Below are 26,174 nucleotides of genomic sequence, written 5' to 3'. Positions count from 1 at the left end.
CAGCTTGTAGCTTGAAGCTTGCAGCTCCACTGGGAGCCACCATGCAACACAACGTCATCCTGGTCTTGCTCGACGGCCTCAACCACCAGGTCGCGCACCACGCCATGGGCCACCTGCACGCTTACGTCGAAGCCGACCGTGCCGCGCTGTACCGGGTGGAATGCGAGCTGCCCTCGCTGTCCCGGCCACTGTACGAGTGCATCCTCACCGGCGTGGCGCCGATCGACAGCGGCATCGTGCACAACAACGTCAACCGCCTGTCCAACCAGCGCAGCGTGTTCCACTACGCCCGCGAGGCCAACCTGGGCACCGCGGCGGCGGCCTATCACTGGATGAGCGAACTGTACAACCGCTCGCCTTTCGACCCGCAGCGCGACCGCCATACCCACGCGCCAAAGCTGCCGATCCAGCATGGCCTGTTCTATTGGGACGACCGTTACCCCGACTCGCACCTGCTGGCCGACGCCGAGTACCTGCGCCGCCGGCATGCGCCGAATTTTTTGCTGGTGCACCCGATGAGCATCGACGACACCGGCCACCGCCACGGCCTGGACAGCAGCCAGTACCGCAACGCTGCGCGCAGCGCCGACATCCTGCTGGCCGACTACCTGCCGCACTGGCTCGAAGAGGGTTACCAGGTATTGGTCACCGCCGACCACGGCATGAACAACGACCGTTCGCACAACGGCCTGCTGGCCGAGGAGCGTGAAGTACCGCTGTTCGTGTTTGGCGACGCCTTCAGCCTCGACCCGGCCGCCAAGCCGCTGCAGACCGAGCTATGCGGCACCATCTGCGAGTTGCTTGGCGTTGCCCACGACAAGACGGTCTGCCGGGAGCTGCTCAAGTGAGTGCCGGCGCCCGCGGGCGCTACCTGGCCTTGCTCTGCCTGCTGCCGTTTGCCGTGTTCTTCGTCATCTTCCAGATCGCCCCGCTGGCCTGGGTGGCCATCAACAGCGTGCAGTCGGAGGCGGGCTGGGGGCTGGCCAACTTCAGCAAAGTGTTCGCTTCGAAGTTCTACCTGCAGGCACTGCAACGCAGCCTGGAGATCAGCTTCTGGTCGAGCCTGTTCGGCATCATCATCGCCACCCTCGGTGCTTACTCGCTGCGCCAGGTCGATTCGCGCCTGCGCGACTTCGTCAGCGCCTTCGCCAACATGACCAGCAACTTCGCCGGCGTGCCGCTGGCCTTCGCGTTCATCATCCTGCTGGGTTTCAATGGGGCGCTGACCCTGCTGCTCAAGCAGATCGGCCTGCTGGAAGATTTCAGCATCTACTCCAGCAACGGCCTGATCCTGGTGTACACCTACTTCCAGATCCCCCTGGGCGTGCTGCTGCTCTACCCGGCCTTCGATGCCCTGCGCGAAGACTGGCGCGAATCGGCCGCGTTGCTGGGCGCCAGCCACTGGCAATACTGGCGGCACATCGGCCTGCCGGTGCTGACACCTGCCCTGCTAGGCACCTTCGTTATCCTGCTGGCCAATGCGTTGGGCGCGTATGCCACGGTGTATGCGCTGACCACCGGCAACTTCAACGTGCTGCCGATCCGCATCGCCGGCCTGGTGGCCGGTGACATCAGCCTGGACCCCAACCTGGCCAGCGCGCTGGCCATGGTGCTGGTGGGCTTGATGACGGTGGTCACGCTCGTTCATCAATGGCTGCTGAAACGGAGCTACCATGCACGCTAACCGCTCAACCAGGCCGAGCGCCGGCAGCCTCTACCACCGCGTCGTGGTGTACCTGCTGTTTCTCATCCTGCTGCTGCCACTGGCCGGTACCCTGCTCTACTCGCTGGCCACCAGCTGGTCAGCCAGCCTGCTGCCCAGCGGCATGACCCTGAAGTGGTACGTGGCGCTGTGGGGCGAGCCGCGCTTTCTCGCGGCCTTCGGCCAGTCGCTGTTGGTGTGCCTGGGCGCGCTGCTACTGTCGGTGGTGCTGATCCTGCCGCTGCTGTTCGTGGTGCACTACCACTTCCCCAGGCTCGATGCACTGATGAACATCCTCATCCTGCTGCCCTTCGCGGTGCCGCCGGTGGTGTCCTCGGTGGGCCTGCTGCAGTTGTACGGCAGCGGGCCGATGGCCATGGTCGGCACGCCGTGGATCCTGATCGGCTGCTACTTCACCGTCGCCCTGCCGTTCATGTACCGGGCGATCACCAACAACCTGCAGGCGATCAACCTGCGCGACCTGATGGACGCCGCCCAGTTGCTCGGCGCCAGCACCTGGCAGGCGGCGTTCCTGGTGGTGCTGCCCAACCTGCGCAAAGGCCTGATGGTGGCGCTGCTGCTGTCGTTCTCGTTCCTGTTCGGCGAATTCGTGTTCGCCAATCTGCTGGTCGGCACGCGCTACGAAACCCTGCAGGTGTACCTGAACAACATGCGCAACAGCAGCGGCCACTTCAACAGCGCGCTGGTGATCTCGTACTTCGCCTTCGTGCTGGTACTCACCTGGGTCGCCAACCGCCTGAACAAGGACAAGACCTGACATGAGCTTCGTCAGCGTACAGAAACTGCACAAACGCTATGCCGGGACCCCGGTGTTCGAGAATATCGACTGCCACATCGAACGCGGCGAATTCGTCACCCTGCTCGGCCCTTCAGGTTGCGGCAAGTCCACCCTGCTGCGCTGCATCGCCGGGCTGACCCCGGTCGACGGCGGGCAGATCCTGCTCGATGGCCAGGATATCGTGCCGCTGAGCCCGCAAAAGCGCGGCATTGGCATGGTGTTCCAGAGCTATGCGCTGTTCCCCAACATGACCGTGGAGCAGAATGTCGCCTTTGGCCTGCGCATGCAGAAGGTCAAGGCCAGTGACACGCAGGTACGGGTGCGCGAGGCGTTGGACCTGGTGGAGCTGGGCAGCTTTGCCGGGCGCTACCCGCACCAGCTGTCCGGCGGCCAGTGCCAGCGTGTGGCCCTGGCCCGCTCGCTGGTCACCCGCCCACGCCTGCTGCTGCTGGACGAGCCGTTGTCGGCGCTGGATGCACGTATTCGCAAGCACCTGCGCGAGCAGATCCGCGCCATTCAGCGCGAGTTGGGGCTGACCACCATCTTCGTTACCCATGATCAGGAAGAAGCGCTGACCATGTCTGATCGCATCTTCCTGATGAACCAGGGGCGTATCGTCCAGAGCGGCGATGCCGAAACCCTTTACACGGCACCGGTGGACCTGTTCGCCGCCGGCTTTATCGGCAACTACAACCTGCTCGACCCGCAAAGCGCCAGCCGCCTGCTGCAGCGCCCGGTGACCAGCCGCCTGGCGATTCGCCCCGAGTCGATCACCTTGAGCCTGGAGGGCGAACGGGACGGCGAAGTGCGCAGCCACAGCCTGCTCGGCAATGTGATCCGCTACCGGGTACGGGTGCGTGACGTGGAACTGGTGGTGGATGTGCTCAATCGCTCATCGGCCGATCTGCACGCGGACGGCCAACGGGTATCCTTGTCGATCGACCCCACGGCGCTACGGGAAGTGGCCTAAGGAGACTCAACGCATGGCACTGGCAATTTTCGATCTGGACGAAACCCTGATCCACGGCGACTGCGCGTCGCTATGGAGCGAGCAGATGGCGCGGCTGGGCTGGGTCGACGGCAAGGAGTTCCTGCGCCGCGACCATGCCCTGATGGAGGCCTACGGCAAAGGCCACCTGCAGATGGAGGAGTACATGGCCTTCAGCCTGGAGCCGATTGCCGGGCGCACCCTGGAAGAAGTCGAGCACCTGGTTGAACCCTGGGTGGAGGATGTCATCGAGCCGATCATTTTCGGTGATGCCTGCCGCTGCATCGCCGAGCACCGCAAGCGTGGCGACCGCATCCTGATCATTTCTGCTTCCGGCACCCACCTGGTCGGGCCGATTGCGGCGCGGTTGGGCGTGGACGAGTACCTGGCGATCGAGCTGGAGGCTGTGAACGGGGTATATACCGGCAAGACCCATGGGGTGCTGACTTACCGTGAGGGCAAGATCACCCGCTTGCTGGAGTGGCTGGACCAGGAACAGGAAAACCTGGAGGGGGCGAGCTTCTATTCCGATTCGCGCAATGATCTGCCGTTGTTGCTGAAGGTTGATCACCCGCTTGCAGTTAACCCTGATGCGGTGCTGCGCGAGCATGCCGAGAAGAATGGCTGGCCAATCTTGAGCTGGTCTTGAGGGCCGCGGGGGCGCCTTGCGCCCCAATCGCGACCCAAGGCGGCTGCAGGAGCTTGCACGCCCCTGCAGCAGCGGGCTGGTGTCGCGATTGGGCCGTAAAGCAGCCCCGGCAATCTCACGCCAGGCTAGGGTCGATCACCATGACCAGCTTGCCCGACACCTGATTGCTCTCGAGTTCGGCATAGGCTGCCTGGGCGAACTCGACCGGGTAGGTGTCCACCAGCTGCGGCGACAAACGCTTTTCGCTGAACAACGGCCACACCTGCTGTTGCAGCTCGCGCAGCAGCTCGGCCTTGAACCCGTCGTCACGGTTGCGCAACGTGGAGCCAGTGATTTCCAGGCGCTTGCCCAGCACCTGCGCCAGGTCCAGTTCAACCGTGCGCCCGCCCATCAGGCCGATGATCACCCAGCGCCCATCGCGGGCCAGCAGCTTGAGGTTGAGCTGCCCGTAGCTGGCGCCCACCGGGTCGAGAATCACATCGAACGGGCCCATGCCCTCCAGCGCATCCAGGTTTTCATTGCGCACCACCCCGCCCGTCGCGCCCAGTGCCTGGCAGTACGCCAGGCGGTCCTGCGAGCCAACGCTGACGTACACCGGGTTGCCGAACGCCTTGCACAACTGGATGGCGGCCGAGCCGACGCCACTGGCACCGGCGTGTACCAACACCTTCTCGCCAGCCTTCACTGCGCCCAACTGGAAAATGTTCAGCCACGCGGTGGCGTAGACCTCGGGTAGCGCTGCGGCCTCGTGCAGGGTCAGGCCCTCGGGCACTGGCAGCACATGGCGGGCATCGACCACCACTTCTTCGGCCATGGCCCCGCTGGCCAGCAGCGCGCACACTCGGTCGCCTACCCGCCAGTCGGCACCCGCGCCCACCTCTTCCACCACCCCGGCGCATTCCAGGCCCATGTAAGGGCTGGCGCCGGGCGGTGGCGGATAAAGCCCCTTCATTTGCAGCAGATCGGCCCGATTCAGGCCCGCCGCAGCCACGCGAATGCGTACCTGGCCGGCATCCAGGGCCGGGCGCTCGGCCTCGACCCACTCCACATGTCCGTCTTCGCCTTGCAATGCCTTCACAGTGCCTCCATAGTTGATTGACATGACTGAGCCTGGGGTACCCACGCCCCTGGCTTTTTGCAGTATTTGCCCGGCTCCATGGAACCGGCAACGGAAAAGACGGCCTACTATGCGTGATCAATTGCCTCCACGTCGAATCAGCATGAAGCATTTCCTTCCAAGCACCGCCCTGGCCCTGATGATCGGCCTGGGTAGCCTCACGCTCGGCGGCAATGCGTCGGCCGCCAACAAATGGGACAGCCTGCAGCCGGACCGTGACGAAATCGTCGCCAGCCTCAATGTGGTTGAGTTGCTCAAACGTCACCATTACAGCAAGCCGCCGCTCGATGACGCCCGTTCGGTGATCATCTACGACAGCTACATCAAGCTGCTCGACCCTGCGCGCAGCTACTTCACTGCGGCTGACATCGCCGAGTTCGACAAGTGGAAGCGCCAGTTCGACGACTTCCTCAAAAGCGGCAACCTCGACCCTGGCTTCACCATCTACAAGCGCTACCTGGACCGCGTCAAGCAACGCCTGGACTTCGCCCTGGCCGAGCTGAACAAGGGCGTCGACAAGATGGACTTCACCACCAAGGAAACCTTGCTGATCGACCGCAAGGATGCGCCGTGGCTGAAGAACCAGGCCGAGCTGGACGACCTGTGGCGCAAACGCGTCAAGGACGAGGTGCTGCGCCAGAAGATCGCCGGCAAAGAGCCCAAGCAGATTCAGGAAACCCTGACCAAGCGTTACAAGAACCAGCTGTCGCGCCTGAACCAGACCCGTGCCGAAGACATCTTCCAGGCCTACATCAATACGTTCGCCCAGTCCTACGACCCGCACACCAACTACCTGTCGCCGGACAACGCCGAGAACTTCGACATCAACATGAGCCTGTCGCTCGAAGGCATCGGTGCGGTGCTGCAAAGCGACAATGACCAGGTCAAGATCGTGCGCCTGGTCCCTGCAGGCCCTGCGGCCAAGACCAAGCAAGTGGCCCCGGCCGACAAGATCATCGGCGTTGCCCAGGGCAACAAGGAAATGGTCGACGTGGTCGGCTGGCGCCTGGACGAAGTGGTCAAGTTGATCCGTGGCCCGAAAGGCTCGGTCGTGCGCCTGGAAATCATCCCGGCCAGCAATGCCCCGAGCGACCAGACCAGCAAAGTGGTGTCGATCACCCGCGAGGCGGTCAAGCTTGAAGAGCAGGCGGCCAAGAAGTCGGTGCTCAAGCTCAAGCAGGCTGGCCGTGACTACAAGCTGGGGATCATTGAAATTCCGGCCTTCTACCTGGACTTCAAGGCGTATCGCGCCGGGGACCCGGAGTACAAGAGCACCACGCGTGACGTGAAAAAGCTGCTCACCGAACTGCAGAAGGAAAAAGTCGACGGCGTGGTCATCGACCTGCGCAACAACGGCGGCGGCTCCCTGCAAGAAGCCACCGAGCTGACCAGCCTGTTCATCGAGAAGGGCCCTACGGTGCTGGTTCGCAACAGCGATGGCCGGGTGGACGTGCTGGAAGACGAAAACCCTGGCGCCTTCTACAAAGGCCCGCTGGCGCTGCTGGTCAACCGCCTCTCGGCCTCGGCCTCGGAAATCTTCGCCGGCGCCATGCAGGATTATCACCGCGCGCTGATCATCGGCGGCCAGACCTTCGGTAAAGGCACCGTGCAGACCATTCAGCCGCTCAACCATGGCGAGCTGAAACTGACCCTGGCGAAGTTCTACCGGGTTTCCGGGCAGAGCACCCAGCATCAGGGCGTGCTGCCGGACATCGATTACCCGTCGATCATCGACACCAAGGAAATCGGTGAAAGCGCCCTGCCCGAGGCCATGCCGTGGGACACCATCCGCCCGGTGGTCAAGCCAGCGGCCGACCCGTTCAAGCCCTTCCTGGCGCAGCTCAAGGCGCAGCATGAAGCGCGCAGCGACAAGGACGCGGAGTTCACTTATATCCGTGACCGCCTGGCCCTGACCCAGAAGCTGATGAACGAGAAGACCGTCAGCCTCAACGAGCAGGACCGCCGCGCCCGCCACGATGAAATCGAGGCCAAGCAGCTCGCGCTGGAAAACATCCGCCGCAAGGCCAAGGGTGAAGAGCCGCTCAAGGAGCTGAAGAAAGAGGACGAGGACGCCTTGCCGACCGAGGATGAAAACACCAAGCCCGAAGACGACGCTTACCTGTCCGAGACGGGTCGCATCCTGATCGATTACCTCAGTGCCAGCACCAAGGTAGCCAAGCAGTAATCAGTCATCGCGCTGATGTGACACAAAAGGGGCCGAGCACGTAAGTGCTCGGCCCCTTCTGCTTTCGGTGTTTACCATGGGTGACAACAGTGCGACGCACGTCTATCGGCCTGCGACCGCAATCACAGCGCCACCCTCAACCTGTCAGGCAATCTCCGGGTAGGCATACTCGAAGACCCGCACAACTTCCGAAGCATGCCACGACGCGGCCTCCATGCCGTCGGCCGGCCCGGAGAAGCGCCCAAGCCGCTCAACGCATTCGAAAAAACCGGTGCGCGGCAGGCGGCTGGCGCCCTGGCTGATCACCAGTGAGCTGCGCAGCGGCTGCTCGGCACGGGCATCGAGCACCGCCAGGTACTCGAGCGCCGCAGTCAGCGTCTGCATGGCAGGGCTGGGCAATTGCAAACGCTCGATCAGTGCGCGGTAAGTCAGCAAATGCCGTTGGCGGCGGGCCAGGTCAAGCTCGTCCAGCAAGCTCTGCCAATGCTGACGGCTGATCCTGACCTGGCTCATGACGGCTCGCTCCAGCCCGCCACCCCCAGGTGCCAGGCCAGGGCACGGCGGATCGCTGCATCCGGCTGGCGTTCACCAGACTCGATCATCGCCAGGTAGGCGGGGCTTACCCCCACATTGCGCGCCAATTGCTCGGGTGCAATGCCTTTGGCCTGACGCAACTGCCCTACCTCGCTGAACGCGGGCAAACTGGCACTTGGCTCAGTGTGATCGCGGGTTTCGCCAACCGCCTCGGCAGGCGCCTGGCCGGCCGCCTTGAGCAGCGCCTGATACTGCTCCCAGGGAACGACGGCGTACTCGGGCTGACCGTCCCGGCTAATGACCTGAATACCCATAACAACCCCCTTACGTAGGATTACCGCATGTAATCCGCTCAACAGCCCCAGGCTTGCATCTCTCACAGGCCTGCCTTAACTGCGCGTGCTTGCCGATGCATAAAGCCGTCGTCGACCAATAGCGAAAGGCAATCGGGCTGCTCTTCTTCTGTTATATCTCATTGTAAGGGATTTCCACCTGCCGCGCGCTCTCGTCAGTCAAGGAGGACAATCACGCGAATGCGCTGGCGCCTACAGGCAGCGTTTAGTCATTTTCCAGGATCGGCTGACCGATACACCGAGCGAATATCTGGGCTAAATATCCGTCGTCGCCATGGTAGGAAAGAATGTTGGCGTGAATTCACTCTTCACGCCCGACAGCCTCCCACGTAATCGAAAAGCCCGCATTGATGATGATCCACTCAAACAGAATGCGCTGCGTACGGCCATTGCCTTCCCTGAAGGGGTGCGCGACATTCAATGTACCGTAAGCTTCAGCTACTGCGGTGATCAGATGGTCACGCGAATACCCTTCAAACCACCCTGCCGCAGCGATCTTTGAAAACTCCTTCCTGGTTTCAGGTTCTATGAATTCTGGGCTACAAAACCGCGTACTTCCCTTACTGATCGCACTGCTGCGAACTCGCCCTGCCCAGCTGTAGATGCGGGAAAACAGGGCACTGTGGATTTGCTTCAGCGAATCCAGGCTGTAAGGAGGCGGTAAGAACTCCAAACGGGAAGCCGCGAGCGCGCTGAGGTAGCGTTCGGCATCTTCCAGATCGTCAGGGTCGTGCAACTCGAGCAGGTTAATCAGAACGTCAGTACCCGGATAGCAGTCCGAGTCTTGTTCAGAACCGTACTTGTCCGAACTCAAGCCTTGATCAGCCGCACTGCTTTGAGGGCTGCGGCACGCGTTGGCAGCTTGATCTCACCCTCGCCATTCGACACCCATACACCTTCAAGGCGCAGGCTGGCCGCATAGTTGGCTTTGCGGTGCTTGGCGAACCAAGCTTTCTTGGCTTCCAAACTGAGCTTTTCCATCTCTATGACCCTTGGTTAGCATGCAGTGTGTGTATTGTAGCCGAACCCTTTGCACCATTGGAAAACGGTGCTTTTAGGGCGTTTTACGCTCCAGGCGCAACGCTTCAGGGGTGTCAGGCAAGCGCTCGACCACGCGCAAGCGCTCGGGGGCCTGGCTGTCGCGCCAAGACTTGAACCGCGCCAGCTCATCGGAGACGGTTTTCAGCACCCAGCCGAGCACGGCGATGTCATCGAGAAAACCTACGCCCAGCAGCCAGTCGGGGATCGCATCGATGGGGCTGACGAAATACAGCAGGCCGGCGACGATGGTCACCAGTGCCTTGGGGCTGATCGCGCGGTACTCGCCACGCCACCAGGCCAGGCACAGCGACTGCAACAGCTTGATGTCTCCACGCAACTGGCCCAGGCGCGGGCCTTTGCGGGCCACCGCGAACAGCAAAGCCGGCAAGCGGCCACGGCTTAGCAGGCGCTCGGCCAAGGGCAGGAAGCGGGCGAAATTCCAGGGTGCGCTCATGTAGCCTCCAGCAGGGAGAGGTTATCCACATTTATTGTGGATAACCTTGTGAACAGGGCGAAGTTTCTGACGGCAGGTGCCTGTAAAGCAAGGGCCCCGGTCAGATCGGGCGTTTTTTACACAGTCGTTTCAAAACCGCAAACGATTTGCGTCAGAAGCCTCCTGCTTCTTCACGCTGCCCTTTCTCGGACAGTCTGCTGCCCCGGAGGTTCGGCCCGAGGCCTACTGCACAAACGACAACGCCCCGTCGAAACGGGGCGTTGTGTACTACCAGCCGGTATTATTTGGCTGGTGCTTCAGCCGGAGCTTCAGCTTCAGGCGCGTCGCCTTGCAGCTGGGCCGGGTCCTTGATGGCGATCAGTTCCAGGTCGAACACCAGCACCGAGTTGGCCGGGATCAGCGGGCTTGGGCTCTGTGCGCCGTAGGCCAGTTCAGCCGGGATGAACAGCTTGTACTTCTCGCCAACGTGCATCAGCTGCAGGCCTTCGACCCAGCCTGGAATGACACCACTGACCGGCAGGTCGATCGGGCTGCCACGCTCTACCGAGCTGTCGAACACCTTGCCATCGATCAGCTTGCCTTCGTAGTGGACAGTCACCACGTCGGTCGGCTTGGGCTGTGGGCCGTCGGCCTTCTTGACCACTTCGTACTGCAGGCCCGAGGCGGTAGTGACCACACCTGGCTTCTTGGCATTTTCTTCGAGGAACTTCTTGCCGGCGGAGGCGGCTTCTTCGCTGGCCTTGGCCAGGCGCTCCTCAGCGCGCTTCTGCAGCGCGGTGAAGGCTTCTACCAGCTCTTCGTCCTTGATGCGCTGTTCTTTCTTGCCAACGGCGTCTTCGATGCCGAGGGCGACGGCTTTGGAATCAAGGTCTTCCATGCCTTCCTGAGCCAGGCTCTTGCCCATGTTCAGGCCGATACCGTAGGAGGCTTTCTGTGCCGGAGTTTTCAGCTCGGGGCTGCTGGCTTGTTGATCACAGCCAGCCAGTACCAGGCCTACCAGGGCAACCGCAGCCGCCAAACGATGCTGTTTCATGCTATTTCCTTGTTCATGCGCCATGTGGGCAATCAGGGTAAAGCCGCGAGCTTATCAGGCGGCCATTACCAATGGCTACCGGCATAAGAGCCGGTTTCATGGAGTAAGTTCACTCGGTAGCGCGCTTGCACTCAACCTTAAGGGCCTTTGGCCAGTATTGACCATAAGCCCAGCAAACGCCCCTGCAAACTTGGCCCTTCCAGCGGCCGGCCCCAAGCTGGCATTTCTGCCAGTAGCGCCCTACTTGAGCCTGGTTTCCAATGAGCCTGCAACGCACCTGACGCGCAATGGCTGATCACCCCCTAAGCCAGCACGGCCCCGCGTTTACTCATTACCGAGGAAGAGCCATGAACATTTCACCAAAGCCCAACCGCTCAACCCGTAACGCCCTTGCCGGGCCCCGCACATCCATCGAGCTGCCGCAGGCCCCCCTCGATTGTGATTACGGCATCGATGGGCTCGCCTACATCTTTGAAAAAATCGCCGGGTCACGGGCTAACACCAATGCAATCATCAATAGCACGGTGAGCGCTGGACGCAGTTATGTCATCGGTGAAAGTTACAATCCCCAAACGAGTGAAGCGAAGGTTTTCGTGGCTTGCCTGAAGGATCTAGGCACCCTGGACAACAGTTTCGGTGACGGTGGAATCTTCGATTTCAACAAGGCAGCCAGCACCGACTACATGGACCCCAAAAGCATCGTGGAGGATGCTGCGGGCAATTTACTCATCGCTCTCAAGGTGGTGGGGCAATCAGCCAGCCACCTTTGGAAACTGAGTGCCGGCGGGCAACCGGACCCGAACTTTGGGGACCGCAAGGGGTACGTGGATACCCGCAACCTGATCGGCGAAGAGTTGGTGCTGGAACACTTGGCAGTGACGAAGGGCCACATTTTCGCCACCGGTGGCAAGTCAGAGAACTTCGAACCGGTGGTGCTGGGGCTGGACAATGACGGCGCATTGCGCGCGGATTTTGGTGATGATGGCCTGGTTGATGTCAGCAAGCTAATACCCGATACCGACTCACACATTGTCGACGGCATTGCCAGTTTCACGTCCCCCTCGAATGCGCAGCAGCTGGTATTGACCTGGTACCTGATACGGGGGGAAGACCCCTACAGCGTTACCACAGCCATGACCCCTGACGGGAAAGTGGATGATAACTTTGGCACCAAGGGTTTCCACTGGTCAGCCCCCTGGATCATTAATAATGGTTTTTCCGTAGACCCGGTCGCCAAGCGAATCACCTTTTACGGGGAACTGTACGACGTCGATGAAGATATCAGCCACCCGACCGTTTACCGCATCGACTACTCGGGGGCGCCAGCCAGGGAGTTCAACGGCGGCGAAGCGTTGGTATTTGACAAGCCGGGCGGTTGGTACGCCGGCGTAGAAACAGCCGGTGGCCTGGTGGGTTACGGGCATTTCTATACTTATTCGCTTGCCTTCAGCTTGACCTCCGAGGGCACGTTCGACACCCGCTTCGTCCCGCCCTTCGGCTACGGCCAGTTCGGCGCACAAATACCAGAGGACGGCTTCTATGCCTCGGGATCGACGGTCTCGCTCGATGCAGGCAACCAGCGCTTGTTGATCAATGGCCGTGACGAAGAGGTCCGAGGCTCGACTGTTCCCTGTGTGGCCGCGGTGGCCTTGCCAAGCGCTTGACAGCAGTTGAGCATCAAGCCCACGAGCGTTCCTCGGCCAGGAACGCTCGGCTACGACGAAGCTTACGGGTAGGACCGCTCGCGATATTGCCCCGCCACTTCCCGCAATACATCGCACACCCACTGCCCGGGCAGGCTCAGCGCCAAGGCGGCATTGCGGCAGATACCCACCGACCCACCCGGTTCCCGCACCCCTAGGTCGAGCTCGGCCAGTTCGCCGCGGCGCAGGTCGAGCAGCACCGCATCACGCGGCGCCACCCACACGGCGTCACTGCCGAGCAGGTAGCGGCGGCTCAAGGCCAGTGAGAGGGTCTCCAGGCGCTGGGCCGGCAGTTGAATGCCGCATTGCACGAACAGGCTGTCGGCGTGCTGGCGTATGGTCGTGCCTGGTGGCGGGAGCACCAGCGGGTATCGGCCGACGCGGGCTCGGTCTACTTGCGTGCTGGCCAGCAATGGGTGGCCGGGGCGCACGACCAACGCCATCGACTCGCTGTACAGGTGCTCGAACGACAACCCCTGGATCTGCGGGCTGTCGGTCATGCGCCCCACCACCAATTCCAGTTCCCCCAGGCGCAACTGCCCGAGCAACTGTGCACTGGCCCCGGTCACCACGCTGATCAGCAACGCCTCGTGGCGTTGGTGCAGGCGGCACAGCACCTCGGGCATCAGCAGGCCTTCGACCGTGGACAGCACGCCGATGCGCACCTGCGACGGTGCCCGCGCTTCACCGCGCAAGCTGCTCACGCCGTCGCGCAGGGCCTGCACGCTGGGCCCGGCGTAATGCATGAAACGGGTGCCGGCCGGGGTCAGCTCGACCCCTTGGCGGCTGCGCTCGAACAGTCGCGTTTCGAGCAGGTCCTCAAGCTCCTTGAGGGTCTTGGAAATCGCAGGCTGGCTGATCGCCAGAATGTCAGCGGCCCTGGCCAGGCTGCCCTGCCGGGCAATCTCCAGAAAGCACAGCAGGTGGCGGTACTTGATGCGGGTGTCGAGGTTCATGCGCCAAGCTTACCGCATCGCCACCTGTGGCGTACCCAGGGTTCCTTGCCCCGGTCTTTAGAAGTCGCAATCGGCGGCGCCCGCGCTATCGCTTGTTCAAAAGCAAATGCAGAACACAGAGCCGGGATCAGGCCAGCGCCACTTCCACTGCCTCCCCGTTCAGCCGTACCGGCCACACACGTAACTGCTGGCTGGCATCTTCCAGACAGGCCCCGCTGTGCAGGCTGAAGTGCTGCTTGTACAGCGGGGCTGCCACCACCAGCTCACCCTGCAGGCTGCCCACCAGCCCGCGGCCAATGATGTTGGCCCCCGAGCGTGGGTCGCGGTTGTCCACCGCGTACAGGCTCTGCGCCTGCCCCGGCAGGTAGAACAGGGCGACCTGGATGCCATCGAGCCAGACCACCACACCGGAGTCGGCGACCAGGTCAGCGGTGTGGCACACCGCTTGCCAGTTGGGTTGCTTTGCCACAGCAGCATTGGACAGGTTCATCAGACAGCCTCCTCGACGGTAGGGATCAGGTGCAGGGGTGCAGCGGGGCGACGTTGTTCACGCTCGCGGACGAAGTGCACGTCCGGGTCGGCGCGTCGATCGTTGACGAAGGTACGGAAGCGCTTGAGCTTTTCCGGATCGTTGAGGGCATTGGCCCATTCGCACTCGTACTGCTCGACCACATGCTGCATCTGCGCTTCCAGCTCGGCAGCCAGGCCCAGGCTGTCTTCGAGGATCACCTGCTTGAGGTAATCCAGGCCGCCGTCCAGGCTTTCGCGCCACACCGACGTGCGCTGCAGCTTGTCGGCGGTGCGGATGTAGAACATCAGCACGCGGTCGATCAGGCGTACCAGGGTCTCGTCGTCCAGGTCGGTAGCGAACAGCTCGGCATGGCGTGGGCGCATGCCGCCATTGCCGCAGATGTAGAGGTTCCAGCCTTTGTCGGTGGCGATCACGCCGATGTCCTTGCTTTGCGCCTCGGCGCATTCGCGGGTGCAGCCAGAGACCGCGAACTTGAGCTTGTGCGGGCTGCGCAGGCCCTTGTAGCGGTCCTCCAGGCGCAGCGCCATGGCGACGCTGTCCTGCACACCGTAGCGGCACCAGGTGCTGCCTACGCAGGACTTCACCGTGCGGGTCGATTTGCCGTAGGCGTGGCCAGTCTCGAAGCCGGCCTCGATCAGCTCGCCCCAGATCAGCGGCAGCTCGTGCAACTGGGCGCCGAACAGGTCGATGCGTTGGCCGCCGGTGATCTTGGTGTAAAGGTCGTACTTCTTGGCCACCTGACCGATCACGATCAGTTTGTCCGGGGTGATTTCGCCGCCGGGAATGCGCGGCACCACCGAATAGGTACCGTTTTTCTGCATGTTGGCCATGAAGGTGTCGTTGGTGTCCTGCAGCGGCACCAGCGCAGGGTCCATGATCGGTTGGTTCCAGCACGAAGCGAGGATGTTGCCCACCGCCGGCTTGCAGATGTCGCAGCCGACATGGCCCTGGCCATGGCGCGCCAGCAAATCATTGAAGGTGCGTATGCCACCCACCCGCACCAGCCCGTACAGCTCCTGCCGGGTATAGGCGAAGTGTTCGCACAGGCGCTTGTCCACGGCCACGCCACGGGCGGTGAGTTCATGCTCGAACACCTGCTTGAGCAGCGCCGCGCAGCCGCCACAGCCGGTGGCAGCCTTGGTGCAGCCCTTGATCGCAGCCAGGTCGGCGCAACCACTGTCAATCGCTGCGCACACGGCGCCCTTGCTGACGTTGTGGCACGAGCAGAGGGTCGCGCTGTCAGGCAGCGCATCGGCGCCCAGGGCTGGTACGCCGCCGCTTTGCGGCAGGATCAAGGCCGCCGGGTCGGCAGGCAGGGCGATGCCGTTCTGGGCGTATTGCAGCAATGTATCGTAGTAGCTGTTGTCGCCCACCAGCACGGCGCCAAGCACGTGCTTGCCGCTGGCATCGACCACCAGCCGGCGATAGGCGGCATTGGCCTCGTCGATGAAGCGGTAGCTGCGCGACCCGGGCGTGGCGCCATGGGCATCGCCGATGGCGCCGACATCGACGCCCAGCAGCTTGAGCTTGGTCGACATGTCGGCCCCGGTGAATTCCCCAGCCGCCTCGCCCAACAACAGCGCCGCGACGTTGCGCGCCATACTGTAGCCCGGCGCAACCAGGCCGAACACGCTGCCGTTCCACGAGGCGCATTCACCGATGGCGAAGATCCGGGGGTCGCTGGAGCGGCAGTGGTTGTCGACCACCACCCCGCCGCGCGCGGCGATCTCCAGGCCGCAGGCACGGCCCAGGGCATCCTGCGGGCGGATGCCGGCAGAGAACACCACCAGGTCGGTTTCCAGGTGTTCGCCACCGTCGAAATTCATCCGATAGCGGTAGGCCTCACCGTCGCTGATCGACTGGGTGGCGCGCGACAGGTGCACGCCCACGCCCAGCGCTTGGATCTGCGCCTTGAGCGCGGCGCCGCCTTCAGCATCCAGTTGCACCGGCATCAGCCGTGGCGCGAACTCCACCACGTGCGCTTCCAGGCCCAGGGACTTGAGGGCATTGGCCGCCTCAAGGCCCAGCAGACCGCCGCCCACCACCACGCCACGGGTGGCATCAACGGCAGCGGCGCGTATCGCGTCGAGATCGTCGAGAGTGCGATAGACCAGGCGGGCGTTGCCGCTGGAGCCCTCGATCGGAGGCACGAAGGGGTAAGAGCCGGTGGCCAGGACCAGATGGTCGTACCCGTAGCGGCCTGCGGCGGTCACCACTTCACAGCGCTCACGGTCGATTTGCAGCACCGCTTCACCCAGGTGCAGGTGCACCCCGTTTGCGCCATAGAAACCCTGCTCGCACAGGGCCAGGGTTTCGGCACAGCTGCCGCTGAAGTATTCAGACAGGTGCACGCGGTCGTAGGCGCGCTGGCGCTCCTCGCCGAACACGCGCAACTCGAAGCGCGCCAGCGCGCCGCGTTCGACCAGTTGCTCGACGCAATGGTGGCCCACCATGCCGTTGCCGACGATGACCAGTCGCTCTCGTTGCCCGCTGCTCGCTGTTGCCTTCATAAGCCGATCCTCGATCAAAAAAAAAGCGCCTGGAGCCGAAGCTCCAGGCGCCTTTGCCTGTATTCATCACGGAATGCCCCCGGTTGATCGCCGTTGATCAGTGGGGCTTGTTGTGCTGGAGATAGAGCAGGGAATGTGCCAGTTACCTCGTTTGTCGCGGCCCTGTCGCCGGCAACCCGGCGCATACAGGGGCTTCGCTGTCATTTGGCCCTGTGCTGCAGGCGTGAAAGCCGGCTTACCGACCTTATAGCCAACCCGAACCACGCCCATTCAAGGTGCACTGCTCCCCATCCTGGAGCACGTCAATACACATCGCGGCGATAACGCCTGGCCTTGCTCAAGGCCTGCATGTAGGCATCGGCATCCACACTACCGTGCTCGGCAATGATCTCGCGCAGCACTGCGTCCACATCCTTGGCCATGCGCTGAGCATCACCGCACACATAGAAGTAGGCCCCCGCCTCCAGCCACTGCCACACCCGCGCACCCTGCTCACGCATCCGCTGCTGCACATAGATCTTTTCTGCCTGATCGCGGGAGAACGCGGTGTCCAGGCGCAGGTGGCCGCTGGCCTGCCAGGCCTGCAACTGCGCCTGGTAGTAAAAATCGGTGGCTGCACATTGCTCGCCGAAGAACAGCCAGTTATGCCCTTTTGCCCCCCGCGCCTCGCGCTCTTCGAGAAACGCACGAAACGGCGCGATGCCTGTACCGGGGCCCACCATGATCAGTGGCACGTCATCGTCTTCAGGCAGGTGGAAATGCCGGGATGCCTGGGGAAAGATCGCCACTTTCACAGCCTGCCCCCGGTCAGCGAGGAAGCTCGAACTCACCCCTTTTCGCTGGCCATAACGCACGGTAGAGACGGTCAGATGCACCTGGCCGGGGTGGGCCAATGGGCTGGAACTGATCGAGTACAGGCGCGGTTGCAAGGGTTTGAGCAACTCGAGCCAGGTTGCCAACGGCAGGTCTTGTGGAAACGCGCGCAGCACGTCTGCCAACTGCCGGCCCCATAGCCAATCCTGCAGGGCTGCCGTGCGCTCAGGCTGCAACAGGTGCCGGAGGTCCTCAGCCTGCTGGCTGAAGACCTGCAGTTGCTGAGGGGTGACCCTGGCAATTTCCAGGTGCGACGCCAAGGCCTGGGCCAACGGCATGGGCGGCTGGCCCTTGAGTTCGACCAGGGCCTGGCCGTCCTGCTGCATGAGCGCCAGCAACTCCTCCACCAGCGCCGGGCAGTTGCGGGGCCACACGCCCAGCGCATCGCCCACCGCGTAGGTGAAGCCGCTGCCGGGAAGCTCGAACACCAGCTGGCGGGTTTCCTTGCTTGAACCGGGGCCACTGAGCAGGGTGTTTTCCAGCAGCGTCGCCGCCCACGGCCGTTGCTTGCTGTACGGCGCAGCGGCGTCGGCCTGGTTGACCGGGCGCGCCACGGCAGCGCTGCCCAGCTGGGGCAACAGCGCGTCGAGCCAAGTGGCAAAGGCCTCATCGAAATCCGGTTCACAGTCGACCCGCGGCAGCAGGCGGCGCCCCCCAAGTTCGGCCAGGCGCTGATCGAGCTTGCGACCAAAGCCGCAGAACTGGGCGTAACTGGAGTCGCCAAGGGCCAGCACCGCATAAGGCAGCTCAGCGCAGTGTGCGCCCTCCTCGCTTTGCAGCGCCCGCCAGAACGCGGTGGCGCTGTCGGGCGCATCACCATCGCCAAAGGTGCTGGCAATCAGCAGCACACTCGCCGCGCCTTGCAACTGGCTTGGGCTGATCGCCTCCATGCAACTGAGCTGCACCTGCAGCCCTGCGCCGCGCAAACGCTCTGCGCAGCGCTCGGCCAGCGCCTCGCCGTTGCCGGTTTGCGAGGCCCACAGCACCTGATGCCGGGGCGTGGCGGGGAGCAGCGCCGCTGCTGCCGGCTGCTGGGCGTACAGGCCGGCCAGCAGCCCATCCACGAACGACCGGCGCGAGGCCGCCAAGGGCGCACTGGCCGGCAAACGGGGAACCCCTTCGGCTCGCGCCTGGTCCAGGCCGAGCAGAAAGCCCTGCAGGTAATGGCGTTCGTCCTCGGCCAGCACGGGGGCTGGGAGGGTGTCCAGACCAAGCAGGCGAGAGAGGATCGCAGTCGGCATACGGGCAGGCTCCGGTGCATGGGTAGTGTTGCCGAGGTCCAGGACATCGATGCGTTCTCCAGCAACCCGCTCGAGGGCCACGGCGCAGTGCTTGAGGGCAGGCTGCAGCGACAGCGGATCGACCGCATCGCAGGTCACGGCGTTGATTGCCAGTTGCTCGCCGATCACATCGTTCCAATGGAACGGCGCGAAGCAATTGCCCGGCATGACCCTGTCGCTGACCCGCGCCGGCAGCACGGCCTGGCCCCGGCGCGAGCGGATCGCCACCTGGTCCCGGCCCTGGATGCCCAGCCGGGCGGCATCCTCGGGATGCAGCTCGACGAAGGGGCCGGGCTCCAGCTTGTTCAGGGCCGGCACCTTGCCGGTCTTGGTCAGGGTGTGCCATTGGTGTTGCACGCGCCCGGTATTGAGCACCAACGGGTAGTCGGCGTCGGGCAGCTCCGGCGCGGGCAGCCAGGGCCGGGCGAAGAAGCGGGCCTTGCCACTGGCGGTGGGGAACACCGGGGAAGCGCATGCGCCGTCCTCGATGTAACGCACCGGGCTGCGGTCGTCCACGCGGCCGGGCGGGCAAGGCCACTGGTGCGGCTTGTCGCGCAGTTGCGGGTAGCCCACGCCACGCAGGTCGTAACCGGTGAGCGGGTTGTAGAAGCGACGGATTTCGTCGTACACCGCTTCAGCGTCGGCGTAGTCGAAGGCTTCGGCGTACCCCATGGCACAGGCGACCCGGGCGATGATCTGCCAGTCCGGCAAGCTCTGGCCCGGTGCCGGCACGGCGCGAGGCATCAGTGTGAGGTTGCGTTCGCTATTGATCATCACACCCTCGCCTTCAGCCCAGAGTGCGGCGGGCAGAACAATGTCGGCGTATGGGTTGGTTTCGGTGTCGAGAAAGGCATCCTGGGTGATCACAAGCTGCGCCTGGCGCAGGCCATCGATCACCTGCTGGCGGTTGGCGACGCTGGCCACCGGGTTGCTGCAGATGACCCAACAGGCTTTCACTTCGCCGGTTTTCATCTGCTCGAACAGGGCTACCGTGCCCTCGCCGCTTTCTGCCCGCAGGCTGCCGGGTGCCAGGCCCCATTGCGCTTCGACAAAACTTCGGTCGGTGTCGACCAGCGCCGAGCGTTGGCCCGGCAGCCCCGGCCCCATATACCCCATCTCGCGGCCACCCATGGCATTGGGCTGGCCGGTCAGCGAGAACGGCCCGCTGCCGGGGCGGCAGATGGCGCCGGTAGCCAGGTGCAGGTTGCAGATTGCGTTGGTATGCCAGGTGCCGTGCACGCTCTGGTTCAGGCCCATGGTCCAGCAGCTCATCCACTCCCCTGCACTGCCGATCCATGCGGCAGCCTGGCGGATGTCATCTTCTGCAAGGCCGGTGATGGCGGCGACGCGCTCAGGCGTGTAGTCCTCGAGGAAGGCCGGCAGCGCCTCCCAGCCCTCGGTGTGGCGAGCGATGAAGTCGGGGTTGGTCTGGCCATTGCGGTGCAGCAGATGCAACAGGCCATTGAGCAGTGCCAGGTCGCTACCGGGGCGCACTTGCAGGAACAGGTCGGCCTTGTCGGCGGTAGCGGTGCGGCGTGGGTCGACCACGATCAGCTTCGCCCCCGCCTTGACCCGGTCGAGCAGGCGCAGGAAGAGGATCGGGTGGCAGTCGGCCATGTTGGCACCCATCACCAAGAACACCTCGGCACGCTCGAAGTCCTGGTAGCTCCCGGGCGGGCCATCGGCTCCCAGCGAGAGTTTGTAGCCGCTGCCGGCGCTGGCCATGCACAGGCGTGAATTGGACTCGATATGGCGCGTGCGGATAAAGCCCTTGGCCAGTTTGTTGGCCAGGTACTGGGCTTCCAGTGACATCTGCCCGGAAACGTAAAGCGCTACGGCGTCCGGGCCGTGCTGGTCGATGATGCCGCGCAGGCGCTCGGCAGCCTGGGCGATGGCCTGGTCCATGCTGCTGCGCGCCGGTTCATGGTCGCGTTGCTGGCGCACAAAGGCACTGTCCATGCGCCCGGCGGCGGTCAGGGGCAGGTGCGCGGTAAGGCCTTTGGTGCACAGACGGCCAAAGTTGCTCGGGTGCTGCTTGTCACCACTGATCTTGCTGACCTTGCCATCGGCCACGCTCATGACGATGCCGCAGCCTACGCCGCAATAGGGGCAGACGCTGCGTACTTCGGTGCTGGCCATGGGGCGGGTCTCCTGGTGCAAACGCAAAAGGCGCCGGCTGCCCCGGCTTGCTTGGCAAGCGAGTGCAACACGGCGCCTTTGTCGTGAAGGGTTGAAGGCAGTCGACGTTGACGGCCTTGATGGGGGTCTTTCAGCAATTGTCGGGCCAGCCCCACCGCCCTGTCGCCGGCAAGCCGGCCGCTGCAGGATCACCGGTACTTCAACGCGGGTGGAGCAGGCAAGGCCTGCAGGGCAACGCACCATGCGGTGGCACCCCAACGCCCCATGGCGCTATGCTGGGGCACATTCCAGCATGAGTTACTGCGCCTCCCACATGTCACAAGTGATCCTCAAGACCCCTGCTCAACTCGACCTGATGCGCAACGCCGGCCGTTTACTGGCCCAGGTGTTCGCCGACCTCGACACGTTCATTCGCCCCGGCGTGACCACGATGCAGATCAACGACCGCGCGGAGGCCTTCATCGTCAACACCCTCAAGGCACGCCCGGCGAGCAAGGGCCAGTACGGCTTCCCCTACGCGCTCAATACCTCGGTGGACCATGTGGTCTGCCACGGTATGCCCAAGGCCGATGAGGTATTGCGTGAAGGGTCGATCATCAACGTGGATATCACGCTGGAACAAGGCGGCTACATCGCCGACTCGTCGAAGATGTATTGCCTGGGCCCGATCAGCGATGAGGCACGACGCCTGGTCGACACCACCTATGAGGCCCTGTGGAAGGGGATTGAGCAGGTGCGCCCGGGGGCGACGCTTGGCGACATCGGCCATGCCATCCAGGCCCATGCCGAAGCAGCGGGCTACAGCGTGGTGCGCGAGTACTGCGGCCATGGCATTGGCCAGCAGATGCACGAAGCGCCAGAGGTGCTGCATTACGGCCAGCGCGGCATGGGCATGAAGCTCAAGCCGGGCATGGTGTTTACCATCGAGCCGATGATCAACCAGGGCGGGCGTGGCACACGGACCTTGAAGGATGGGTGGACGGTGATTACCCGCGACCATACGCTGTCGGCGCAGTGGGAGCATACCGTGGCGGTGACCGAGGATGGGGTCGAGGTGCTGACGCTACGCAAGGAAGAACGCGTGGGTTGAAAGCACGGGATACAGACACAAAAAAAGCGACCCTAAGGTCGCTTTTTTTGTGACTTCCGGGTGTTCAGTGGGCCCTGGAAGTGGAATATGGCGCAGCGGACGGGACTCGAACCCGCGACCCCCGGCGTGACAGGCCGGTATTCTAACCGACTGAACTACCGCTGCGCTATTCAACGAGTGGTGGGTGATGACGGGATCGAACCGCCGACCCTCTGCTTGTAAGGCAGATGCTCTCCCGGCTGAGCTAATCACCCTTCGTCTCGGTGAGGCGCGCATTCTACGGAGCAAGCGCAAGCCTGGCAAGCCGTAGGGCTGTTTTTTTTGAAAAAAATCGAAACCCCAAACAGCAGGCACAAAAAAAGCGACCCTAAGGTCGCTTTCTTCGTTACTTCCGGGTGTTCAGTGGGCCCTGGAAGTGGAATATGGCGCAGCGGACGGGACTCGAACCCGCGACCCCCGGCGTGACAGGCCGGTATTCTAACCGACTGAACTACCGCTGCGCTATACATCGAGTGGTGGGTGATGACGGGATCGAACCGCCGACCCTCTGCTTGTAAGGCAGATGCTCTCCCGGCTGAGCTAATCACCCTTCGTCTCGGTGTGGCGCGCATTCTACGGATGGGCCGCCACCCTGGCAAGCACATTTTTCAACTTTTCTAAAAAAAATGTTCAGGCCTTTCAAAGACCTAGCGCGGTCCAGGGTTTCTTTCTTCCTATATAGCTGCTGGCCCAATGACAGGGCTGGCCTGGAACGGCTGCACGGAGAATAATGCCCCCCTTATGCATTAAGGAGAGACTCACCCTCATGTGGTTCAAGAACCTGCTGACTTACCGCCTGACCCAGGATGTCCCATTCGAGGCTGAAGCACTGGAGGCCGCCCTGGCCAGCAAGCCGGCCCGCCCCTGCGCTAGCCAGGAGCTGACCACTTACGGTTTCGTCGCTCCGTTCGGCAAGGGCGAAGACGCCCCACTGGTGCACGTCAGCGGCGAGTTCCTGCTGATTGCCGCGCGCAAGGAAGAACGCATTCTGCCAAGCAGCGTGGTAAACGATGCTGTGAAGGAGAAGGTCGAAGAGATCGAGACCGAGCAGATGCGCAAGGTCTATAAAAAGGAGCGCGACCAGATCAAGGACGAGATCATCCAGGCGTTCCTGCCGCGGGCGTTCATCCGCCGCTCGATGATCTTCGCCGCCATCGCCCCGCGCCTGGGCATGATCCTGGTCAACTCGGCGAGCGCCAAGCGCGCCGAAGACCTGCTGTCAACGCTGCGTGAGGTGATGGGTTCGTTGCCGGTACGCCCGGCGACGGTGAAAATCGCACCGACCGCGACCATGACCGACTGGGTCAAGTCGCAGCAGGCTGCCGAAGGTTTCTATGTGCTGGATGAATGCGAGCTGCGCGACACGGCCGAAGATGGCGGCATCGTGCGTTGCAAACGCCAGGACCTGACTGGCGAAGAAATCCAGCTGCACCTGAGCACTGGCAAGGTGGTCACGCAACTGGCTCTGGCCTGGCAGGACAAGCTGTCGTTCGTGCTGGACGACAAGATGGTGATCAAGCGCCTGAAGTTCGAGGAGCTGCTGCAAGAGCAGGCCGAGCAGGATGGCGGCGATGAAGCGGCCCAGCAGTTCGATGCCAGCTTCCTGCTGATGATGATGACCTTCAGCGAATTCCTCCCGGTGCTGTTCGAAGCCCTCGGCGGCGAAGAGATCCCCCAAGGGGTCTGACAGCAGCTGCAAGCTGTGAGCTGCAAGCTACAAGAAAGATCAAAAGCGGTAGTGCGGTGCTCAATACACCGCCGTACTGCTTGCAGCTTGAAGCTTGAAGCTTGAAGCTTGAAGCTGCATTATCAGGGCCACTGTGAGGACGACCTCACGACGCACTGCGTGACCATTACGGGGACGGCCCCATCAGTCAAACGATGGAGACTTACTCATGTCCTGGATCATCCTGTTCTTCGCCGGCCTGTTCGAAGTCGGCTGGGCTGTCGGCCTCAAATACACCGACGGCTTCACCCGCCCGCTTCCCACCGTGCTTACCGTCGGCGCAATGGTCATCAGCCTCGGCCTGCTGGGCCTGGCCATGAAAGAGCTACCGCTGGGCACCGCCTATGCCATCTGGACCGGCGTGGGTGCCGTCGGCACCGTCATCGCCGGCATCATCCTGTTCGGTGAGTCCATGGCCCTGGTGCGGCTGGTCAGTGTGGCGCTGATCGTTACCGGCCTGATCGGCCTGAAAGTCAGCGCCAGCTGACCGCCTACGCCTAACGCAGGTCGCCGCGCAAGCGGCTGACCTGCTCACGCAGCAACTCAGGCTGCGCCACCTCCACCGGGATGGAAGCGCCAGCGACGATGGTCACCCGCGACCACAAGCGCTTGAAGAACCCCTTGCCCGGGTCGCGGCTGAAGAAGCTGCCCCACAGCCCCTGCAGCGCCAAAGGAATCACCGGCACCGGGGTTTCTTGCAGAATGCGGCTGACACCGCCGCGGAACACATCGATCTCGCCATCGCCGGTCAGCTTGCCTTCCGGGAAAATGCACACCACCTCCCCCGCCGACAGGTACTCGGCGATACGGGCGAACGCGCGCTCGTAAATGGCCGGGTCCTCATTGCGCCCGGCAATCGGGATGGCACCGGCGGTGCGGAACACGAAATTGAGCACCGGCAGGTTGTAGATCTTGTAGTACATCACGAACCGGATCGGGCGGCGGATGGCACCGCCGAGCAGCAGCGCGTCAACGAAGGACACATGGTTGCACACCAGCAGCGCTGCGCCTTCGTCGGGAATGCGCTCGAGGCCGCGGTGCTCCACCCGGTACATCGAGTGGCTCAACAGCCAGATCAAGAAGCGCATGGTGAACTCGGGCACGATCTTGAAGATATAAGCGTTGACCAGGATGTTGAGCAGCGACACCACCAGGAACAGCTGCGGAATGCTCAGGTCCGCGAGGCCCAGCAGGACGATGGTGAGGATGGCCGACACCACCATGAACAAGGCATTGAGAATATTGTTGGCGGCGATCACGCGCGCGCGCTGGTCCTCGGCGGTACGCGCCTGGATCAGCGCGTACAGCGGCACTATATAGAAGCCACCGAATACCCCAAGCCCGACGATCGACAGCAGGATCCACCAGGCCTGGCTCAAGCCCAGCAGTGCCAGCCAATCGTGGGGGGCTGCGCCGGCCGGCACATCACCGGAATGCCACCACCAAAGCAGCCCGAACAGCGTCAGGCCGAAAGAGCCGAAGGGCACCAGGCCGATCTCGACCTTGCGCCCACTGAGCCGCTCACACAATAACGAGCCCAGGGCGATCCCCACCGAGAACAGTGTCAGTACCAGGGTCACCACCGTGCCGTCACCGTGCAGCCAGTCCTTGGCATAGGCCGGGATCTGGGTCAGGTAGATGGCGCCGACGAACCAGAACCACGAGTTGCCGACGATGGAGCGCGACACCGCCGGCGGTTGCCCCAGCCCCATGCGCAGGATCACCCACGACTGCTTGAAGATGTTCCAGTCCAGCGCCATTTGCGGTGATATGGCCGCCGCGCGCGGGATCCAGCGGCTGGCCAGGTAGCCCAGCACCGCGGTACCCACTACCCCGCCCGCCACCACGGTGGCGTAGCTGTCGCTGGCCATCATCACCCCGGCGCCGATGGTGCCGGCGAGAATGGCGAGAAAGGTGCCCATTTCCACCAGGCCGTTGCCGCCCACCAACTCTTCTTCACGCAGGGCCTGGGGCAGGATCGAGTACTTCACCGGGCCGAACAGCGCCGAATGGGTGCCCATGCCGAACAGCGCCACCAGCATCAGCAGCAGGCTGTCGCTGACGAAGCCGAGGGCCCCGATGGCCATGATGGCAATTTCGGCCAGCTTGATCGCACGGATCAACGCGTCCTTGGCGAACTTCTCGCCAAACTGCCCGCCCAGCGCCGAAAACAGAAAGAACGGCAGGATGAACAGCAACGCGCACAGGTTGACCCAGATCGAGCGGTCCCCGTCGCCAAGGCTGAGCTTGAACAGGATGGCCAGGATCAGCGATTGCTTGAACAGGTTGTCGTTGAAGGCACCCAGCGACTGGGTGATGAAAAACGGCAGGAAGCGCCGCTTGCCGAGCAAGGTGAATTGCGAGGAATGACTCATCGTCCTTGTTCCCTGAGGGGCTTTTGTCATTTGAGGCACGCAGGCCGCAATAAGCCACAAATCTGCACGGTAAAGCCTGTTGCTGGCAAGCCAGTT

Annotated in this window: 22 protein-coding genes and 4 tRNA genes; 10 read left to right on the top strand and 16 right to left on the bottom strand. The window is 63.1% G+C overall.

Annotated features, from left to right (window positions below; translation table 11 throughout):
- The first annotated feature begins 41 nt into the window (after positions 1–41).
- The 5 genes from JNA92_RS00540 to JNA92_RS00520 are packed head-to-tail and all read left to right on the top strand — an operon-like array spanning position 42 to position 4,138.
- Positions 42–848: an alkaline phosphatase family protein gene (locus JNA92_RS00540; RefSeq protein ID WP_046787413.1), complete on the top strand. Its 807-nt coding sequence runs from the start codon at positions 42–44 to the stop codon at positions 846–848.
- Entirely contained in the window at positions 845–1,684 is an 840-nt protein-coding gene (locus JNA92_RS00535; RefSeq protein ID WP_241802820.1) for an ABC transporter permease, read from the top strand. Before JNA92_RS00540 ends, JNA92_RS00535 begins: the two co-directional genes overlap by 4 nt.
- Positions 1,674–2,480, top strand: coding sequence for an ABC transporter permease (locus tag JNA92_RS00530; RefSeq protein ID WP_241802819.1), 807 nt, complete (start codon positions 1,674–1,676; stop codon positions 2,478–2,480). Before JNA92_RS00535 ends, JNA92_RS00530 begins: the two co-directional genes overlap by 11 nt.
- Before the next feature lies 1 nt (position 2,481).
- Positions 2,482–3,471 carry an ABC transporter ATP-binding protein gene (locus JNA92_RS00525; RefSeq protein WP_241802817.1) on the top strand — a complete coding sequence of 330 codons (990 nt, stop codon included), beginning with the start codon at positions 2,482–2,484 and terminating at the stop codon, positions 3,469–3,471.
- Positions 3,472–3,484: 13 nt separating this feature from the next.
- Positions 3,485–4,138, top strand: coding sequence for an HAD family hydrolase (locus JNA92_RS00520; RefSeq protein WP_241802816.1), 654 nt, complete (start codon positions 3,485–3,487; stop codon positions 4,136–4,138).
- A gap of 115 nt (positions 4,139–4,253) precedes the next feature.
- Here the strand turns inward: JNA92_RS00520 and JNA92_RS00515 are convergent, their stop codons facing one another.
- On the bottom strand, positions 4,254–5,216 hold the full coding sequence (locus tag JNA92_RS00515) for an NAD(P)H-quinone oxidoreductase (protein WP_241802815.1): 963 nt from the start codon (positions 5,214–5,216) through the stop codon (positions 4,254–4,256).
- 142 nt (positions 5,217–5,358) lie between these two features.
- Here JNA92_RS00515 and JNA92_RS00510 point away from each other — a divergent pair, with 142 nt between their 5' ends.
- Complete coding sequence (locus JNA92_RS00510) at positions 5,359–7,440, top strand: carboxy terminal-processing peptidase (protein ID WP_241802814.1); 2,082 nt, start codon at positions 5,359–5,361, stop codon at positions 7,438–7,440.
- A gap of 144 nt (positions 7,441–7,584) precedes the next feature.
- On the opposite strand, the gene JNA92_RS00505 is transcribed toward JNA92_RS00510, so the two are convergent.
- The 6 genes from JNA92_RS00505 to JNA92_RS00480 all read right to left on the bottom strand — a co-directional run bounded on the left by JNA92_RS00505 (position 7,585) and on the right by JNA92_RS00480 (position 10,855).
- Complete coding sequence (locus JNA92_RS00505) at positions 7,585–7,953, bottom strand: hypothetical protein (RefSeq protein WP_241802811.1); 369 nt, start codon at positions 7,951–7,953, stop codon at positions 7,585–7,587.
- Positions 7,950–8,288, bottom strand: coding sequence for a helix-turn-helix domain-containing protein (locus JNA92_RS00500; protein ID WP_241802810.1), 339 nt, complete (start codon positions 8,286–8,288; stop codon positions 7,950–7,952). The genes JNA92_RS00505 and JNA92_RS00500 overlap by 4 nt, the downstream gene beginning before the upstream one ends.
- 340 nt (positions 8,289–8,628) lie before the next feature.
- The gene (locus JNA92_RS00495; RefSeq protein ID WP_347269606.1) at positions 8,629–9,141 is read right to left on the bottom strand and encodes a Fic/DOC family protein; all 513 of its coding nucleotides are present in this window, start codon (positions 9,139–9,141) and stop codon (positions 8,629–8,631) included.
- Positions 9,138–9,308, bottom strand: coding sequence for a YhfG family protein (locus tag JNA92_RS00490; protein ID WP_241802805.1), 171 nt, complete (start codon positions 9,306–9,308; stop codon positions 9,138–9,140). Before JNA92_RS00490 ends, JNA92_RS00495 begins: the two co-directional genes overlap by 4 nt.
- A gap of 73 nt (positions 9,309–9,381) precedes the next feature.
- A complete protein-coding gene (locus JNA92_RS00485; protein WP_241802804.1) occupies positions 9,382–9,822 on the bottom strand; it encodes a YkvA family protein in 441 nt (146 codons plus the stop codon).
- Between the two features lie 280 nt (positions 9,823–10,102).
- Positions 10,103–10,855: an FKBP-type peptidyl-prolyl cis-trans isomerase gene (locus tag JNA92_RS00480; RefSeq protein WP_241802803.1), complete on the bottom strand. Its 753-nt coding sequence runs from the start codon at positions 10,853–10,855 to the stop codon at positions 10,103–10,105.
- A 347-nt stretch (positions 10,856–11,202) separates the two neighbouring features.
- On the opposite strand from JNA92_RS00480, the gene JNA92_RS00475 reads away from it, so the two are divergent.
- Positions 11,203–12,519, top strand: a complete 1,317-nt coding sequence (locus JNA92_RS00475) for a hypothetical protein (RefSeq protein ID WP_241802802.1) — start codon at positions 11,203–11,205, stop codon at positions 12,517–12,519.
- A 62-nt stretch (positions 12,520–12,581) separates the two neighbouring features.
- Here JNA92_RS00475 and pcaQ read toward each other — a convergent pair whose 3' ends face one another.
- From pcaQ to JNA92_RS00455, 4 genes are all read right to left on the bottom strand, one after another.
- Positions 12,582–13,514 carry a pca operon transcription factor PcaQ gene (gene pcaQ, locus JNA92_RS00470; RefSeq protein WP_241802801.1) on the bottom strand — a complete coding sequence of 311 codons (933 nt, stop codon included), beginning with the start codon at positions 13,512–13,514 and terminating at the stop codon, positions 12,582–12,584.
- A 127-nt stretch (positions 13,515–13,641) separates the two neighbouring features.
- Positions 13,642–14,004 (bottom strand): nitrite reductase small subunit NirD, encoded by a 363-nt coding sequence (gene nirD, locus JNA92_RS00465; RefSeq protein ID WP_241802800.1) that lies wholly within the window; start codon positions 14,002–14,004, stop codon positions 13,642–13,644.
- Entirely contained in the window at positions 14,004–16,556 is a 2,553-nt protein-coding gene (nirB, locus tag JNA92_RS00460; RefSeq protein WP_241802799.1) for a nitrite reductase large subunit NirB, read from the bottom strand. The genes nirD and nirB overlap by 1 nt, the downstream gene beginning before the upstream one ends.
- Before the next feature lie 302 nt (positions 16,557–16,858).
- On the bottom strand, positions 16,859–20,848 hold the full coding sequence (locus tag JNA92_RS00455) for a bifunctional nitrate reductase/sulfite reductase flavoprotein subunit alpha (RefSeq protein ID WP_241802798.1): 3,990 nt from the start codon (positions 20,846–20,848) through the stop codon (positions 16,859–16,861).
- A 313-nt stretch (positions 20,849–21,161) separates the two neighbouring features.
- Between JNA92_RS00455 and map the strand changes: the two genes are divergently transcribed.
- The gene (gene map, locus JNA92_RS00450; protein ID WP_241802797.1) at positions 21,162–21,938 is read left to right on the top strand and encodes a type I methionyl aminopeptidase; all 777 of its coding nucleotides are present in this window, start codon (positions 21,162–21,164) and stop codon (positions 21,936–21,938) included.
- Positions 21,939–22,026: 88 nt separating this feature from the next.
- Here the strand turns inward: map and JNA92_RS00445 are convergent.
- From JNA92_RS00445 to JNA92_RS00430, 4 genes are all read right to left on the bottom strand, one after another.
- Positions 22,027–22,103, bottom strand: a tRNA-Asp gene (locus JNA92_RS00445).
- 13 nt (positions 22,104–22,116) lie between these two features.
- Positions 22,117–22,192: transfer RNA gene (locus tag JNA92_RS00440), tRNA-Val, on the bottom strand.
- Between the two features lie 169 nt (positions 22,193–22,361).
- Positions 22,362–22,438 (bottom strand) — tRNA-Asp (locus tag JNA92_RS00435).
- A gap of 13 nt (positions 22,439–22,451) precedes the next feature.
- Positions 22,452–22,527 (bottom strand) — tRNA-Val (locus JNA92_RS00430).
- Positions 22,528–22,743: 216 nt separating this feature from the next.
- On the opposite strand from JNA92_RS00430, the gene rdgC reads away from it, so the two are divergent.
- Together rdgC and sugE are read left to right on the top strand one after the other, a co-directional pair.
- Positions 22,744–23,664 carry a recombination-associated protein RdgC gene (gene rdgC / locus JNA92_RS00425; RefSeq protein ID WP_008098477.1) on the top strand — a complete coding sequence of 307 codons (921 nt, stop codon included), beginning with the start codon at positions 22,744–22,746 and terminating at the stop codon, positions 23,662–23,664.
- A 208-nt stretch (positions 23,665–23,872) separates the two neighbouring features.
- Positions 23,873–24,190 carry a quaternary ammonium compound efflux SMR transporter SugE gene (gene sugE / locus JNA92_RS00420; RefSeq protein ID WP_012313171.1) on the top strand — a complete coding sequence of 106 codons (318 nt, stop codon included), beginning with the start codon at positions 23,873–23,875 and terminating at the stop codon, positions 24,188–24,190.
- A 10-nt stretch (positions 24,191–24,200) separates the two neighbouring features.
- Here the strand turns inward: sugE and JNA92_RS00415 are convergent, their stop codons facing one another.
- Positions 24,201–26,078 carry a 1-acyl-sn-glycerol-3-phosphate acyltransferase gene (locus JNA92_RS00415; RefSeq protein ID WP_241802796.1) on the bottom strand — a complete coding sequence of 626 codons (1,878 nt, stop codon included), beginning with the start codon at positions 26,076–26,078 and terminating at the stop codon, positions 24,201–24,203.
- Positions 26,079–26,174: the final 96 nt, after the last annotated feature.

This window comes from Pseudomonas putida (assembly GCF_022627325.1).
In the GTDB taxonomy this organism is placed as follows: domain Bacteria; phylum Pseudomonadota; class Gammaproteobacteria; order Pseudomonadales; family Pseudomonadaceae; genus Aquipseudomonas; species Aquipseudomonas putida_X.
Note: the sequence above shows the minus strand (reverse complement) of the source record. Positions and strands in the feature narration are given on the sequence as shown.